The following is a 14989-nucleotide window of genomic DNA, read 5'->3' as shown; positions in this document are numbered from 1 at the left end:
ACAGTGCTGAACGTAACAACAGAAAACGTCGCTTATGAAGCCGGTTCCGACGCGCGCTCCAGCATTGCGTGCAGCAGCACGTTCGCGCCTGCCTCGATCCATTCCTGCGTCGCGTCTTCGATCTCGTTGTGGCTGATGCCATCGACGCACGGCACGAACACCATCGACGTCGGCGCGACCTGCGCGAGATAGCACGCATCGTGGCCCGCGCCCGACACCATGTCGCGATGCGAATAGCCGAAGCGCTGCGCCGCCGCCCGCACGGAAGCGACGCACGCGGCGTCGAACTTGACGGGCTCGTAGTAGAAGATCTGTTCGAGCGCGGTCTCCAGACCGATCTCGCCCGCGATGCGTGCCACGCCCTCGCGCAACGCGGCATCCATGCGCGCGAGCACGGCATCGTCGGGATGACGGAAATCGACGGTGAAGAACACGCGGCCCGGAATCACGTTGCGCGAGTTCGGATGCACTTGCATCATGCCGACCGTCGCGCACCCGAGCGGCGCGTTGTCGAGGCCGATGCGGTTCACGAGATCGACCACGCGCGATGCGCCGAGGAGCGCATCCTTGCGGCGCGGCATCGGGGTCGGGCCTGCGTGGGCTTCCTGGCCCGTCAGCGTGATCTCGTACCAGCGCTGACCTTGCGCATCGGTGACGACGCCGATCGTCTTGTCTTCGGCCTCGAGTATCGGCCCTTGCTCGATATGCAGCTCGAACGCCGCGTGCAGCTTGCGGCCGCCGCACGGCACATCGCCCGCATAACCGATGCGCTCGAGTTCTTCGCCGATCGTCTTGCCATCGACGTCCTTGCGCGACAGACCGTAATCGAGCGAGAACACGCCCGCGAACACGCCCGACGCAACCATCGCCGGTGCGAAGCGCGAGCCTTCCTCGTTGGTCCAGATGACGACTTCGATCGGATGCTCGGTTTCGATGCCGCGATCGTTGAGCGAGCGGATCACTTCGAGTCCGCCAAGCACGCCGTAGATGCCGTCGAAGCGCCCGCCCGTAGGCTGTGAATCCGCGTGCGAGCCAGTAACCACCGGCAGCGCGTCGAGATTGCGTCCTGCGCGGCGCATGAACACGTTGCCCATCTGATCGACGCTCACCGTGCAGCCCGCTGCCTTCGCCCAGCTCACGATGAGATCGCGCCCTTCGCGATCGAGATCGGTCAGCGCGAGACGGCAGACACCGCCCTTCGGTGTCGCGCCGATTTTGGCCATCGTCATCAGGCTGTCCCATAGACGCTGACCGTTCACCTTGATGGACGTATCGAGACCAGCTTCTCTGATTGCATCCGTTACGACGTTCATTCGCCTCGCTCCTTACGATCGGACTTCGTATGTGAGTGACTTCGTTTCGTGCATGCCGGACGTTTGCGGTGCGATGCTGCACGCGCCCGGTGCACGTTTTTCTTATGCGATGAATGATGCGAACGACACGCCTCTTCGATAAACCGAGCGCTCTTCAAATCCTGTCCAGTTGGACAGGTTGTAGCCGATTAAAATAAGCAAATCAACGTCTTTCGTGTGCGGGCAAACACCGAGCAAATAAAGCGATAAGCGTGCCATTGCGATGCAGCATCGGCAGCTATTGGGTGCAATGGCTTTTTCGACGCGATGCAGCGCCAAACATGCGAATGGCACGAATGACGCGAATCAGGCACGATGCGGCACACGGCCCAAGAATTCGACGATGAAGAACTCGACGATGAGATACGACGACGCGGCGAACGGCATCGCCGGAAACGAAGACACTGCGCCGCCTTCACGGCGTAGCAAGGCGCAAATCCGCGAGAGCAACGAAGCGCAGCTTCTCGCTTGCGCCGAGGAAGTGTTCGCGGAGAAAGGACTCGAAGGCGCGAGCACGGCGATGATCGCCGAACGCGCCGGCTTGCCGAAGGCCAACCTGCATTACTACTTCCCGACAAAGCTCGCGCTCTATCGGCGCGTGCTCGAAGATCTGTTCGAGGACTGGCATCGCGCGGCGGATACCTTCGAATGCAGCGACGATCCCGTGGAAGCGATCGGCGGCTATGTGCGCGCAAAGATGGACCTGTCGCGACGCAGGCCGCTCGGCTCGAAGGTGTGGGCGAGCGAGATCATCCACGGCGCGCATCACATGCAGGACATTCTCAACGAACGCGTGAAGCCCTGGCTCGATACACGCGTCATCGTCATCGAAAGCTGGATCGCGCGCGGCTTGCTCGCGCCGGTCGAGCCGGACACGTTCATGTTCATGATCTGGGCGATCACGCAGCACTATGCCGACTTCGATGCGCAGATACGCGCGTTGAAAGGCAAGCGCGCGCTCACACGCAAGGCCTTCGATGAACAGACGGAAGAAGTCGTGCGACTCGTGATTCGCGCGTGCGGGGCGGTGTCGCCGCGCATCGAAGAGAAAGACGACGCGCAATAAAAAACGCCGGCCGCTCGATGGCGGCCGGCGTTCACTGCTTGCTTCTTGCTTCTTGCTGCCGTACTGCTTTACTACGCACTACTACTGCATTCTCGCAAGTACTGCACTTTCTGATGCTTGCTGCTACTTCAACCGCTACTGCTCACCACATCTACTGCCCTGCTGCATCAACCTTCGATTAGTGACCGAAGTAGACCGAGTTGCGATCCGACATCGACACGTTGGCGCGTGCGGCCGGAGCAGCTACGCCCGATTGCGAAGTGCCAGCGGTCGAAGGACCATAAGCGTTCGCGCCATTTTCAGCGTTCACGCGTGCTTGAGCGGCCTGCAGATTCTGCGGATAGTTCACGCGGTCTTCCGACGGGTTGTAGCCAGCCTTTTCCAGTTGAACCAGTTCAGCGCGGACTTGAGCGCGAGTCACCGGCGCATTGCTTTGTGCCGAAGCGAAAGTCGGGGCAGCCAAAGCAGCAGCGACGACGAGTGCGGGAACGAATGCCTTGATCATGATGAACCTCCAGTAGTCTTGTTTTGAAATCGAAACCGAATCGGAAGCTTTTTAAGCGTTTTCTGATTTCGTTTCGCTTGAACACAGTGTAGGAGGCCACGGACTTAGGGGAAACCCCAATTTCAAGGAAACATAATTGTCCGGACCGCAACAATGCCTTTCGCTCCGTGTTGCGCGGCGTGCGCGGGATCGCGTGGCGGACCCTGCTTAAGTTACTGTTTTTCCAGCGTAATTTTCACGTCCGCCGCGCGCACGCGAGATCGCTGCGGATCCGGCCATTACGCCGACGCCAGCAATTCGTCATCCGGCTGACAGTCAGCAAGCCGCGGTCACATAGGCAAGCGCGGCGGATACGAGCTCGCGCAACAGCGGTTCGATCGCGTTCGCCTTGTCTTCGTCGTAAGCAAATGGCGGCGTTTCTTCCATGTAGCTGACCTGCGTAAGCTCCAGTTGAACCGCGTGAACGCCCTCTTCGGGCCGCCCGTAACGCCGGGTGATATAGCCGCCCTTGAAGCGCCCGTTGGCCACCGTCGTGTACCGGCCGTCGCGCTCGACGATGCTCGCAAGCCGTTCCGCCAGCCCCGGCGCCGCCGACGCGCCATCCGCCGTGCCGAAGTTGAAATCGGTCAGGCGGCCATCGAAAAAGCGCGGCACGACCGAGCGGATCGAATGCGCTTCCCATAGCAGCACGCGGCCGTGCGTCCGCCGCAGCGCATCGAGCTCGCCGGCGAGCGCATCGTGATACGGCTGCCAGTACATCGCGCGGCGCGCATCGATCTGATCGCGCGACGGCTCGTGGCCCGGCTTGTAGAGCGGCGCCTTGTCGAAGGTATCGACCGGACAGAGCCCCGTCGTGTCGCGGCCGGGATAGAGATTCGCGTCGTCGGGCGGGCGGTTCAGATCGACGACATAGCGCGCGTAGTGCGGCGTCAGGATCGATGCGCCCAGATCGCGCGCAAACGCATAGAGGCGTTCGAGATGCCAATCGCAATCCTCGGTGAGCTTGGCGACGGGCGTCATCTCGTCGGCGAGGGCGCAGGGAATCTGCGTGCCGCGGTGCGGAATCGAAATCAAGAGCGGCGCGTTGCCGCGTTCCAGCGTGAAGATCGAAGAGCCGTTCATGTGAGACCTCAATCCAGCAAGCCGCGCAAGGCGGCGCGATAACGCGCGAGCGCTTCGTCTTCGTCGGCGTGACGGCGCGCGTTGATCACCTTGCGGCCGGAGACGAAGACATCGCGGATCGGCGTCTCGCCATGCTCGCAAAACACCGCGCTCGACATCCACGCGTCGCTCGCATGTCCGCCGATGCCCGGATGCGCGTCGTCGAGCACGAGCCAGTCGGCGCGCAAGCCTTGCGCGAGCGCACCGACAGCGCGTCCCGTCGCGTGCGCGCCGCCATCGAGCGCGGCATCGAAAAGACGATCGGCCGGACGGCTTTGCGTCGGCGACGCCAGCACGTTGCGTTGCTGGCGGCAAAGGCGCTGCCCGTATTCCAGCAGACGCAGCTCCGAGCGCCAGTCGACGCCGACATGACTGTCGGACCCGACGCCGATGCGCCCGCCCGCGTCGAGATAATCGCGCGACGGGAACACGCCGTCGCCGAGATTCGCTTCGGTCGTGAGACACAGACCCGCGACCGCGCCGCTCGCCGCGAGACGCGCGCATTCTCGGGCATCGACGTGCGTCGCGTGCACGAGGCACCAGCGCTCATCGACGTTGAAATGTTCGAGCAGCCAGTCCACCGGACGATGCCCCGTAGCCGCGACGCAGGCGTCCACTTCGGCCATCTGTTCGGCGATATGGATATGCACCGGCGCGCGCTCAAAGCGCGCATCGATTCCCTCGATGAGCGCCGCGAGCGATTCGCCCGACACCGCGCGCAACGAATGCGGCGCGACGCCGTAACGCCGCGCGCCGTTTTCGGGCCGCGAGCGCGCGAGTGCGTCGATGAGCCCGAGCAGCGAATCGGGCGTATTGAGAAAGCGCCGCTGATCGTCGCGCGGCGCGCTCTTGCCGAAGCCGCTGTATTCGTAGAGCACCGGCAGCATCGTCATGCCGATGCCCGCGCGCTCCGCCGCATCGACGACGCGCTCCGCGAGTTCCGCGCGATTCGCGTACGGCGCGCCATCGGGCGCGTGATGCACGTAGTGAAACTCGCACACCGACGTGTAGCCCGCCTTCAGCATCTCGATGTAAAGCCAGTGCGCGATATCCGCGATCGATTCCGGGCCGATCCGCGCGGCGAAGCGATACATGAGATCGCGCCAGCTCCAGAACGTATCGGCGACGCTCGCGCGATACTCGGTGAGGCCCGCCATCGCACGCTGGAACGCGTGCGAGTGCAGGTTCGGCATGCCGGGCAGGATCGGTCCTTTCGCGCGCTCGACGCCCGCGGGCGCCGCGCTGTCCGGCGTGACGCGCACGAGCGTGCCGGCGTCGTCCCATTCGAGCAGCACGTCGCGACGCCAGCCATCGGCGAGGCGCGCGTGCTCCGCGAAGAATGCGTTCATCGCTTGTCTCCGTTGTTATGTCGATGCGCGTCTACATCATGTCGATGCCGATATGCAGCCACGATGCGCCATCCTGAACCGCGCATTCGAGCGCGCTCGCGCCATCGATGCGCGAGGTGTCGCCTGCTTCGAGCGTATGGCATGTGTCGTCGGCGAACTTGATGTCGAGCCGCCCTTGCACGCAGAACAGAAACGTCACGTCGTGTTCGAACGCGAGCGAGCATGACGCGCGCCCGGCGTTCACCGTTGCGCGCGCGCGATCGCGGCGCACCATCAAGTTGAAATCGCGCGTCGGGCCGGCGAGGAGCGTGGCGTGAATCGGCGTCTCGCCGGCAAAGCGCGCGATTGCGAGCGGCGCATCGAGGACATGCACGTTGCCGTGCGCTTCCGTCAGACGCATGCCCGCGCCGTCGAGCAGCACGAGCACGCGATCGACGCCCTCGAACTTCGAGAACGCGCCGTCGGATGCGACGTCGGCGAGCGACAGACGCCACGCGAACGCATCGAGCGACACGCCCTGCGGCCCCGCCGCGATCTCGCGCGTGATGCCGCCGCCGTTCTTCCACGGCGTGGGCGTCAGCGAATCGGCACGAATGATCGTCACGTTCAGAAGTGTCCGGTGAATTGGTAGCGGTCGCCGGGATGCCAGAGATTCGCAACCGACGCCACCGCATCGCGCGACCACGTGCGCCGATGCAGCAGCAGACACGGCTCGTGCTCGGCCATCGCGAGCGCGAGCCGAATTTCCGCCGACGGCACCGATGCCTCGATCCGATACTCGACGCGCTGCAGCGGCGCGGCGGTCATCAGATACTGGTTCGGCGTGATCGTCGTGAAATCCTGGCGCGCGTATTCCGGCGCCAGCGCGGGATTCACGTAACGTTCTTCCATCTGTACCGGCTCGTCGTTTTCGAAATGCAGCACGCGCGAATGAAACACCGGGCTGCCGAGCGCGAGATGCATTTCGGCGGCGAGCGCTTCATCGACGATCGACGCGCCCAAATGCAGCACCTGCGCGCGATACGTGTGACCGCGCGCGACGATTTCATCCGAAATGCTGCGAATCTCGACGAGCGTCGACGCGTATTTCGGCTGCGCGACGAAGGTGCCCGCGCCTTGCACGCGCGTCAGCACCTGTTCGGCGGTCAGTTCGCGCAGCGCGCGGTTCACGGTCATGCGCGCGACCTTGAATTCGCGCGCAAGCTCGTTTTCGGAAGGCACCTGGTCGCCCTCCTTCCACTCGCCGATATGAATGCGCTGGAGAATGTAGTCCTTGATCTCCTGATACGCGGGCGTGCTCATTCAGCTTGTTCCGACGCGAACGAGAACGGGCTGTGCCGCGCGATCGCGCCTTGCTGCACGAGCGTCGCGATCGCGGCGATGTCGGGCGCGAAGTAATGGTCGAGGTCGTAGTGCGGCACGTGCGCGCGCAGCGTCTTCATCACTTCGGCGAGCGGCGCGCTCGTCTGATGCGGCGCGCGCAGATCGACGCCTTGCGCCGCCGCGAGCAGTTCGATCGCGAGGATGTTCGCGGTGTTGCTGGCGATGTCGCCGAGCTTGCGCGCGGCGAACGTCGCCATCGAGACGTGGTCTTCCTGGTTCGCGGACGTCGGCAGCGAATCGACCGACGCCGGATGCGCGAGCGTCTTGTTCTCCGATGCGAGCGCGGCCGCCGTCACGTGCGCGATCATGAAGCCGGAGTTGACGCCGCCATCGCGCACCAGGAACGGCGGCAGGCCCGAGAGCGTCGCGTCGATCAAAAGCGCGATGCGGCGTTCCGCGAGCGCGCCGATTTCGGCTGCGGCGAGCGCGAGATTGTCGGCGGCGAACGCGACCGGCTCCGCGTGGAAGTTACCGCCCGAGAGCACTTCGCCCGTATCGGGGAAGATCAGCGGGTTGTCGGAGACGGCGTTCGATTCGATCAGCAGGACATCCGCCGCGTGGCGCATCTGGTCGAGGCACGCGCCCATCACCTGCGGCTGGCAGCGCAGGCTGTACGGGTCCTGCACCTTGTCGCAATCCGCGTGCGACAGATTGATGCCGGAGCCCTTCAGCAGCGTGCGATACGCCGATGCGGCTTCCATCTGCCCGCGATGACCGCGCAGTTCATGGATGCGCGCATCGAACGGAACGACCGAGCCGGCGGCTGCATCGACGGACAGCGCGCCCGCGACGAGCGCGGTGCGGAACAGATCTTCGATCGCGAAAAGGTTGTAAAGCGCGAGCGCCGCCGACGCCTGCGTGCCGTTCAGCAGCGCGAGACCTTCCTTCGCCTGCAGCGTGAGCGGCTTGAGGCCCGCGACCGCCAGACCGTCGAGCGCACTGGCGCGCTCACCGCGAATCGTGACTTCGCCGATGCCGAGCAGCACCGTCGACATATGCGCGAGCGGCGCGAGGTCGCCCGATGCGCCGACCGAACCCTTGATCGGGATGATCGGCAGGACGTCGGCGTTGAAGAGCGTGATGAGCGCGTCGATGACTTCGCGGCGGATGCCCGAATGGCCGCGCCCGAGACTCGACAGCTTGAGCGCCATCAAAAGCCGCACGACCGGACGCGACATCGGCTCGCCCACGCCCACCGCATGCGACAGCACGAGATTCTTTTGCAGCAGTTCCAGCTGATCGGCCGGAATGTGCGTATTGGCGAGCCGCCCGAAGCCCGTATTGATGCCGTAAGCCGGATCGCCCTTCGCGGCGATCGCGGCGACTGCGCGCGCGCTGGCATCGATCGCGTCGAAGCTGGCCGGATCGAGCAGAAGCGGGTCCGAGCCTCGCGCGATGCGGCGCAGTTGCGGCAGCGTCAGTTTTCCGGGCGTAAGCGTGATCATGGTTCGTCCTGTCTATACAAGTTAGACTCAAGTCTAATCGCGCAGAAAGGACGAAACAAGGGGTTATCCGGGATTTCACTAGGCTCGCCCCGGAAGATCGACGCGTGTTGTCTATACAGATTTCACAGATCCAGCACTTTCTCCATCACGAACTGGACAAAGCGCTGCTGCCGCACGACGACGGCGCGCGCCAGCAGCATCGTGAAACCACAATATTCGAAGAAAGGCCGCCCCGTGACGCTCGAATAGGTATGCAGCGTCGTCAGGCCGAGCACCTCCGCTTCGGCCTCGATGCGCGCGAGCAGCGACGTCGCCACGCTTTTGCGCTGATGTATCGGATCGACGAACATCATGTCGATAAGACCGTTCTTCTCGAGATCGGCGAAGCCCGCGAGTTCGCCGTCGACAAGTCCGACCCAAGTCGGGCGGCTCAAGCGCGCGAGTTCCCATTCGTCGCGATCGGCTTGCGACCAGGCTGCGATCTGCGCTTCGTTATAGTCGGCCGATGCCGTTTCGCGAACGGCGCGTTGGAACAGATCGATTACACCGTCGAGATCGCTCGCACGATACGGTCTGACTTCGATGAGCGGCAGGCCTGGCATTTCATCACCTTCGTTACTGTCAAAAGAAAAAACCGCTGCCGAAGCAGCGAGGGTCTAGCGTTCAAAACGCGGGAAAAAAAACTTTACGGGAATGAGCGGAATCGGCGCGCGCAAACGTTCAAATCGATAAAAAGACGGATGCCGATGCCGCGCCGCCGATCGGGTCCTTCAGGAAGCGACGGCCACCGTCGCGATGCCGAGCGCGGTCATCACGAGCGACGCGCCAACGTGAATCGCGATCTCCCCGAGCGCCCAGCCGAGCCGCCCTTGCTGCAGATGCGCGACCACTTCGGCCGAGAACGTGGAAAACGTGGACAGGCCGCCCATCAATCCGGTGATGATGAACAGGCGCCATTCCACCGAAATATCGGGAAAGCGCGCGAAAAAAGCGACCGCTACGCCGATGATGTAGCCCGCAATGACGTTCGCCGCAAAGGTGCCGAGCGGCAGATTCGGAAAAATCGCATTCAGGCGCAAGCCGAGGACCCATCTGAGCAACGAGCCCAGCCCGCCGCCGAGCCCCACGGCGATGATCGACAGATACATGAAATGTGTTAAATCAGTTCGAAGAAACTGCGTTATGCCCCGCGGGCGAGCCGCTCGATCAGCGCGCCACGGCTCGTCTCGACGATCCAGCCGCCCTTGTGCCGCACATGCGCCGCCCATGTGCCGTCGCGCCGCTCTTCCCAGCAACCGGCATCGTGACCGTCGATGAAGAGCGAGCCGCGCACGACAAGTTGCGGATCGGCGGGATCGAGGACTTCGTCGTCGTTATGTTCAAGCTTCACGGTATGCATGAGCGTCGTCTGCAAGCAAGTCGAAACCATGAGCGGTCTCGCGAAAGACGCCATTCTAACGATACTCGAAGCGCCTGGTTCAACCACTCACCGTATCATGAAAGACATTGCCGAAAGGCAATTGAGTATCCGCACGACATGCTCCATCGAAGGCGCATCGAAAGCGAGCGTCACGGCATCGATGCGTTCGAGCGTCGGCCATTGGCAGAAGAGATCGGCGAATGCGCTCGTTTGCGCGCGCAACTCGCAGCGGTGTTCCGTGATCGCCGGACGGAGGGCATGTCCGGAAGACGTTTCGATCGTTTCGCGCGCGGCGAGCCGGATCGCCTCGCACGCTGCGGCGGGCGTTTCGGTGACACCGCTCGAATAGCCGTGCGCCGTCTTCACGCAGAGAAAGCGCGCGCCTGGGAATGCGGGCAGCGTTTCGGCGCCGAACACGTCGTCGCCGGTCAGCAGCGCGACGCGTGCGCCGCGTTCCTCGGCAAGCCGCCCATAGAGTCCGGCCTCGCCCACTTCCTCGCCGTCGAGCATGACGCGCGCAAAGGCCGCGCTGTTGATCGTGTGCGCGAGAATGCCGCGGCTTTGCGCGCGCGCGTGATAGCCGATCATGAACACGATTTCCGGCGATGCTTCCAGTCCCGCCATCATGCCGAGCGTGCGCGGCTTGCCGAGCACGAGCCGCGCGCGTTGATCGATGAGATCGGGCAACAGATTGCGAAAGCCGCCATGCGAATCGTTGATCCAGACGTGCGTCGCGCCGCCATCGAATGCACCTTGCGCGGCCGCATCGGCTTCGCGCGACATCCAGCGGCGCGCCTGTTCGTATTCCGTGTTGCCGGCGCGCGTCTGCTCCGGATGAAACACGCCCGCGATGCCTTCGATATCCACCGAGATCAGCACTTTCATGGTCGTGTTCTCAATGCGTCCTTGAGTGAGATGCGCCGATGACCGTTGCGCCCGGCGACCGTTTCCGCGCTGTAAAGCGCATCGAGGATCGCCTGTTCGGTGGCATCGGCGGCGGCTTGAAACAGCGGATCGAGACGCGCGTCGTTGATGAGCGGCGGCATCGCGATGAAGTCTGCATCGTGCGGCACGGTGTACGCGGTCGTGAAGGCGAGCGAGATGTCGCCGCTGCCGTGTCCGAAGACCGATCCGGTGCGTGCCAGACCGGCGGCGGCGCGCATCGCGAGACGGCGCAACTGACGTGCATCGAGCGGCGCATCGGTGGCGATCAACATGATGATCGATCCTTGCTCGGGCTTCTCATCGACGCTCGATTGAAGTTTGCGACCGAGCGCTTCGCCTTCGACAATCAATTGCTGCAGCTTGCCGAAATTGGCGAGCACGAGCGCGCCCGTCGTATAAGCGTCGCCGCCGATATGCACCACACGCGAAGCCGAACCCATGCCGCCCTTCAGTTCGAAGCACGACATGCCCCGCCCGGCGCCGACCGCGCCGCGCTCGAACTCGACACTGCACGCATCGAGTGCGCTCGTGTAGTGCGCTTCGTGAATCGCGAGCGCCTGCATGTCGTTGAGATAGCCATCGTTGCATTCGAACACGAGCGGATTCACGCTCGGGTCTTCGCGTCCGATGCGCGGATTCGCAGCAATGGCCGCGCGAATCTGCGCATTGGCGAGCGTGCCGACGCCGAATGTGTTGGTCAGCGCGATCGGCGTTTCGATCACGCCAAGCTCGTCGACCTGAACGAGCCCGACGCTCTTGCCGAACCCGTTGATGACGCACGCCGCAGCGGGCACCTTGTGGCGATACACGTCGCCGTCATGCGGACGAATCACCGTGACGCCGGTCTGCACCGCGCCTTGCGCAAGCGTGCAATGACCGACCGTCACGCCCGCGACATCCGCGATCGTGCCGCGCGGCCCCGCGACGAGCGAGCCGATGTGCATCATGGCCGGTCGAGCTTCGGATCGAGCGCGTCGCGCAGGCCGTCGCCGAGCAGATTGAACGCGAGCACCGTGAAGAAGATCGCGAGACTCGGGAAGATGGCGACATGCGGCGCCATCGCCATGTCGGCGCGCGCTTCGTTGAGCATCGCGCCCCACTCGGGCGTCGGCGGCTGCGCGCCGAGTCCGAGAAACGACAGGCTCGCGGCCGTGATGATCGACGTGCCGATCCGCATCGTGAAGTACACGACCACCGATGAAATCGTGCCGGGCAGAATGTGCCGCGCGAGTATCGTCCAGTCCGAGGCGCCGATGCTCTTGGCCGCCTCGATATACGTGAGATGCTTCAGCGCGAGCGTATTGCCGCGCACGAGCCGCGCGAACGCGGGAATGCTGAAGATCGCGACCGCGCACACGACATTCACCATGCCGTTACCGAGAATCGCGACGACGCCGATCGCGAGCAGAATGCCGGGAAACGCGAACAGCACGTCCGCGATACGCATCACGATGCGGTCCCACCATCCTTCGTAGTAGCCCGCGAGCAAGCCGAAGAACGTGCCGATCACCGCGCCGAGCACGACCGAGAGCAATCCCGCCGTCAACGATATGCGGCTGCCGACGAGTATGCGGCTCAGAATGTCGCGGCCCAGAGCATCGACGCCGAACCAGTGCGCAGCCGAAGGACCGGCGTTGAGGGCGTCGTAGTCGAAGTAGTTTTCCGGGTCATACGGCGCGATGTACGGCGCGATGATCGCGATCACGATCAGCAGCAGCACGAACACGGCCGCGATCATCGCGATGTGTTGCCGCCTGAACTTGCGCCAGAACTCGGTCCACGGCGTGCGGATCTCTTGCGGCGCGGTTGTCGCGCTTTCGGCTGTCACGCTCATCGCGTCCTCACTTGAAGCGAATGGTCGGATTGATGATCGCGTACAGCACGTCCACGATCAGATTGATCACGATGAACTCCAGCGAGAACAGCAGCACCTCTGCCTGAATCACGGGATAGTCGCGCATCTCGACGGCATCGACGAGCAGGCGGCCAAGGCCCGGCCAGTTGAACACCTTCTCGACGACGATCGAGCCGCCGAGCAGAAAGCCGAATTGCAGGCCCATCATCGTGACGACGGGAATCATCGCGTTGCGCAGGCAGTGCTTCACGATGACCATCGGCTCATGCACGCCCTTTGCGCGCGCGGTGCGCACGAAGTCCTCGCCGAGCACTTCGACGAACGACGCGCGCGTGAAGCGCGCCATGACGGCGGCCACCGCCGCGCCCAGCGTGATCGATGGCAGCACGTAGCCTTTCCACGTTCCGTCATCGACGATGGGCAGCCAGCCGAGCTTCACCGAGAAGATTTCCATCAGCAGCATGCCGAGCGCGAAGGCCGGAAACGAGATGCCCGACACCGCGAGCGTCATGCCCAGTCGATCGGGCCAGCGATTGCGCCACACCGCCGACACGATGCCGATGGTCATGCCGAAGATCACGGCCCATACCATGCTCGCGAGCGTGAGCCACAAGGTCGGCATGAAGCGCTCGGCAATTTCCGTCGACACGGGCCGCTTGCTGCGCGTGGACATGCCGAAATCGAAGTGCACGACCTTGCCGAAGAAGCTCACGAGCTGTTGCGGCAGCGGCTTGTCGAGGCCGAGATCGGCGCGCACGAGCGCGACCGTGGCTTCGTCGGCTTCCGCGCCTGCTGCGAGACGCGCGGGATCGCCCGGCAGCATGTGCACGAAGAAGAACACCAGCACTGCGACGATGAAGAGTGTCGGCAGCAATCCGAACAGGCGTTTGGCGATGAAGTTGAGCATCGTGTTCGTCAGATAAGGCCGGGCGATGAAGCCCGGCCGTCGTCCATCACTTGATTGCGATTTCGTCGAAGTTGAACGAGCCGTCCGGCATTACGTATGCGCCCGACAAGCGCTTGCTGCGCGCATACACGACCTTTTCCGTGACGAGGAAGATCCACGGTGCATCGGCCCAGATGCGTTTTTGCGCATCGGCGTAGAGCTTCGCTTTCTCGTTGCGATCGGTCGTCGCGAGCGCTTTTTGCAGATCGTCATCGACTTGATCGTTCTTGTAGTACGCCGTGTTGAAGAGCTTCGGCGGGAACGAGCCGCCGCTCAGGAGCGGCGAGATCGCCCAGTCCGCTTCGCCCGTCGACGACGACCAGCCGATGTAGAGCATGCGTACCGGCGCGGTCTTCGGATCGGGCGCGCTCTCGATGCGCTGCACGCGCTGCCCCGCTTCGAGCGCTTCGACCGATGCCTTCACGCCCACTTGCGCGAGTTGCTGCTGCACGAACTGGATGATCTTCTGCGCGGTCGTGTGGTTATAGCCGGACCACAACACGGTTTCGAAGCCGTTCGGATAACCGGCTTCCTTCAACAGCTCGCGCGCCTTCGCGGGATCGTATTTCCACGGTCCGAGCTTCGGCGTCGCGTAGTCGACGCCCGGCGGCACGACGCCTTCGGACGGCACGGCATAACCCGCGAACGCGACCTTGACGAGCGCTTCCTTGTTGATCGCGTAGTTCATCGCCTCGCGCACCTTCGGATTGTCGAAGGGCTTCTGCAGCGTATTCATGCTCACGTAGCGCTGAATGATCGAAGGCGCCGCGATCAGATCGACCTTCGGACTCGACTTGAGCGTCGCGGCCTGCTCGAACGGAATCGAGAACGCGAAGTCCGCTTCGCCCGTTTGCATGAGCGCGGCGCGCGTGTTGTTATCGACCACGGGCTTCCAGTCGATCATGTCGATCTTCGGCAAGCCCTTGCGCCAGTAGCCCGCGAACTTCTTCACTTTCAGGTCGTCGGTCTGCTTCCATTCGACGAACTCGAACGGCCCCGTGCCGACCGGATGGAACGCGATGTCCTTGCCGTATTTCTGCAGCGCGGTCGGCGAGATCATCACCGCCGACGGGTGCGCGAGCACGTTGATGAACGCCGAGAACGGAATCTTCAGCGTGATCTTCACGGTGTACGGATCGACCACTTCGGTCTTCTCGATCTTGTTGAAGAGGTTGTAGCGCTTCAGCTTGTTGTCCGGATTCGTCACGCGGTCGAAGACGGCCTTCACCGCATCGGCGTTGAAGTCGGTGCCGTCCTGGAACTTCACGTCCTTGCGCAGATGGATCGTGTACACCTTCGCGTCGGGGCTCGCCTCGTAGCTCGTCGCGAGCACGTTGCGAATCTTCATGTCCTTGTCGAAACCGAACAAGCCTTCGTAGAACGACTTCGCCACGGCTTGCGAGAGCGTGTCGTTGGCGTCGTACGGATCCATCGTCGTGAAGGTCGAGGCGACGGCCATCACGGCGGTGCTTTGCGCGTGCGCAGCGACCGGCGCGAGAACGGTCAATGTGGCGAACGCGCTTGCTGCGAGCATCGCGCGCAATTTGAAGGACGGCATCGTT

At 63.4% G+C, this 14989-nt stretch carries 16 protein-coding genes; 1 reads left to right on the top strand and 15 read right to left on the bottom strand.

Annotated features, from left to right (window positions below; translation table 11 throughout):
* Positions 1–32 precede the first annotated feature (32 nt).
* Positions 33–1313, bottom strand: a complete 1281-nt coding sequence (locus NCS00_RS15995) for a Zn-dependent hydrolase (protein WP_008353719.1) — start codon at positions 1311–1313, stop codon at positions 33–35.
* A 382-nt stretch (positions 1314–1695) separates the two neighbouring features.
* Here NCS00_RS15995 and NCS00_RS15990 point away from each other — a divergent pair, with 382 nt between their 5' ends.
* Complete coding sequence (locus NCS00_RS15990) at positions 1696–2418, top strand: TetR/AcrR family transcriptional regulator (protein WP_250440483.1); 723 nt, start codon at positions 1696–1698, stop codon at positions 2416–2418.
* Positions 2419–2596: 178 nt separating this feature from the next.
* On the opposite strand, the gene NCS00_RS15985 is transcribed toward NCS00_RS15990, so the two are convergent.
* The 14 genes from NCS00_RS15985 to gsiB all read right to left on the bottom strand — a co-directional run bounded on the left by NCS00_RS15985 (position 2597) and on the right by gsiB (position 14985).
* Positions 2597–2920 (bottom strand): DUF4148 domain-containing protein, encoded by a 324-nt coding sequence (locus NCS00_RS15985; protein ID WP_033536343.1) that lies wholly within the window; start codon positions 2918–2920, stop codon positions 2597–2599.
* 318 nt (positions 2921–3238) lie between these two features.
* Positions 3239–4045 carry an N-formylglutamate deformylase gene (gene hutG / locus NCS00_RS15980; protein ID WP_250440482.1) on the bottom strand — a complete coding sequence of 269 codons (807 nt, stop codon included), beginning with the start codon at positions 4043–4045 and terminating at the stop codon, positions 3239–3241.
* 8 nt (positions 4046–4053) lie between these two features.
* Positions 4054–5433 carry a formimidoylglutamate deiminase gene (locus tag NCS00_RS15975; protein ID WP_250440481.1) on the bottom strand — a complete coding sequence of 460 codons (1380 nt, stop codon included), beginning with the start codon at positions 5431–5433 and terminating at the stop codon, positions 4054–4056.
* 31 nt (positions 5434–5464) lie between these two features.
* Positions 5465–6037, bottom strand: a complete 573-nt coding sequence (locus NCS00_RS15970; RefSeq protein WP_250440480.1) for a HutD/Ves family protein — start codon at positions 6035–6037, stop codon at positions 5465–5467.
* A gap of 2 nt (positions 6038–6039) precedes the next feature.
* Entirely contained in the window at positions 6040–6735 is a 696-nt protein-coding gene (gene hutC, locus NCS00_RS15965; RefSeq protein ID WP_008353725.1) for a histidine utilization transcriptional repressor HutC, read from the bottom strand.
* On the bottom strand, positions 6732–8261 hold the full coding sequence (gene hutH, locus NCS00_RS15960) for a histidine ammonia-lyase (RefSeq protein WP_008353726.1): 1530 nt from the start codon (positions 8259–8261) through the stop codon (positions 6732–6734). The genes hutC and hutH overlap by 4 nt, the downstream gene beginning before the upstream one ends.
* A gap of 122 nt (positions 8262–8383) precedes the next feature.
* The gene (locus NCS00_RS15955; protein ID WP_008353727.1) at positions 8384–8863 is read right to left on the bottom strand and encodes a GNAT family N-acetyltransferase; all 480 of its coding nucleotides are present in this window, start codon (positions 8861–8863) and stop codon (positions 8384–8386) included.
* A gap of 168 nt (positions 8864–9031) precedes the next feature.
* Positions 9032–9409 (bottom strand): fluoride efflux transporter CrcB, encoded by a 378-nt coding sequence (gene crcB, locus NCS00_RS15950; protein WP_008353729.1) that lies wholly within the window; start codon positions 9407–9409, stop codon positions 9032–9034.
* Positions 9410–9441: 32 nt separating this feature from the next.
* A complete protein-coding gene (locus NCS00_RS15945; RefSeq protein WP_033536342.1) occupies positions 9442–9690 on the bottom strand; it encodes a hypothetical protein in 249 nt (82 codons plus the stop codon).
* A 57-nt stretch (positions 9691–9747) separates the two neighbouring features.
* The gene (locus NCS00_RS15940; RefSeq protein WP_250440479.1) at positions 9748–10566 is read right to left on the bottom strand and encodes a M55 family metallopeptidase; all 819 of its coding nucleotides are present in this window, start codon (positions 10564–10566) and stop codon (positions 9748–9750) included.
* Positions 10563–11573, bottom strand: a complete 1011-nt coding sequence (locus NCS00_RS15935) for a DmpA family aminopeptidase (RefSeq protein ID WP_250440478.1) — start codon at positions 11571–11573, stop codon at positions 10563–10565. The genes NCS00_RS15940 and NCS00_RS15935 overlap by 4 nt, the downstream gene beginning before the upstream one ends.
* Complete coding sequence (gene gsiD / locus NCS00_RS15930; RefSeq protein ID WP_008353733.1) at positions 11570–12460, bottom strand: glutathione ABC transporter permease GsiD; 891 nt, start codon at positions 12458–12460, stop codon at positions 11570–11572. The genes NCS00_RS15935 and gsiD overlap by 4 nt, the downstream gene beginning before the upstream one ends.
* A gap of 7 nt (positions 12461–12467) precedes the next feature.
* Positions 12468–13388 (bottom strand): glutathione ABC transporter permease GsiC, encoded by a 921-nt coding sequence (gene gsiC / locus NCS00_RS15925; protein ID WP_008353734.1) that lies wholly within the window; start codon positions 13386–13388, stop codon positions 12468–12470.
* Positions 13389–13434: 46 nt separating this feature from the next.
* Entirely contained in the window at positions 13435–14985 is a 1551-nt protein-coding gene (gene gsiB / locus NCS00_RS15920; protein WP_008353735.1) for a glutathione ABC transporter substrate-binding protein GsiB, read from the bottom strand.
* Positions 14986–14989: the final 4 nt, after the last annotated feature.

This window comes from Caballeronia sp. AZ1_KS37 (assembly GCF_023631165.1).
Classification (GTDB): Bacteria; Pseudomonadota; Gammaproteobacteria; order Burkholderiales; family Burkholderiaceae; genus Caballeronia; species Caballeronia zhejiangensis.
Note: the sequence above shows the minus strand (reverse complement) of the source record. Positions and strands in the feature narration are given on the sequence as shown.

What these genes read in the sequence shown, in the direction of transcription:
- gsiB (WP_008353735.1), bottom strand. Translation starts at nt 14,985, where the DNA reads ATGCCGTCCTTCAAATTGCGCGCGATGCTCGCAGCAAGCGCGTTCGCC.
- hutC (WP_008353725.1), bottom strand. Translation starts at nt 6,735, where the DNA reads ATGAGCACGCCCGCGTATCAGGAGATCAAGGACTACATTCTCCAGCGC.
- NCS00_RS15945 (WP_033536342.1), bottom strand. Translation starts at nt 9,690, where the DNA reads ATGGTTTCGACTTGCTTGCAGACGACGCTCATGCATACCGTGAAGCTT.
- NCS00_RS15940 (WP_250440479.1), bottom strand. Translation starts at nt 10,566, where the DNA reads ATGAAAGTGCTGATCTCGGTGGATATCGAAGGCATCGCGGGCGTGTTT.
- NCS00_RS15995 (WP_008353719.1), bottom strand. Translation starts at nt 1,313, where the DNA reads ATGAACGTCGTAACGGATGCAATCAGAGAAGCTGGTCTCGATACGTCC.
- hutH (WP_008353726.1), bottom strand. Translation starts at nt 8,261, where the DNA reads ATGATCACGCTTACGCCCGGAAAACTGACGCTGCCGCAACTGCGCCGC.
- NCS00_RS15990 (WP_250440483.1), top strand. Translation starts at nt 1,696, where the DNA reads ATGAAGAACTCGACGATGAGATACGACGACGCGGCGAACGGCATCGCC.
- NCS00_RS15975 (WP_250440481.1), bottom strand. Translation starts at nt 5,433, where the DNA reads ATGAACGCATTCTTCGCGGAGCACGCGCGCCTCGCCGATGGCTGGCGT.
- gsiC (WP_008353734.1), bottom strand. Translation starts at nt 13,388, where the DNA reads ATGCTCAACTTCATCGCCAAACGCCTGTTCGGATTGCTGCCGACACTC.
- NCS00_RS15935 (WP_250440478.1), bottom strand. Translation starts at nt 11,573, where the DNA reads ATGATGCACATCGGCTCGCTCGTCGCGGGGCCGCGCGGCACGATCGCG.
- hutG (WP_250440482.1), bottom strand. Translation starts at nt 4,045, where the DNA reads ATGAACGGCTCTTCGATCTTCACGCTGGAACGCGGCAACGCGCCGCTC.
- NCS00_RS15955 (WP_008353727.1), bottom strand. Translation starts at nt 8,863, where the DNA reads ATGCCAGGCCTGCCGCTCATCGAAGTCAGACCGTATCGTGCGAGCGAT.
- crcB (WP_008353729.1), bottom strand. Translation starts at nt 9,409, where the DNA reads ATGTATCTGTCGATCATCGCCGTGGGGCTCGGCGGCGGGCTGGGCTCG.
- gsiD (WP_008353733.1), bottom strand. Translation starts at nt 12,460, where the DNA reads ATGAGCGTGACAGCCGAAAGCGCGACAACCGCGCCGCAAGAGATCCGC.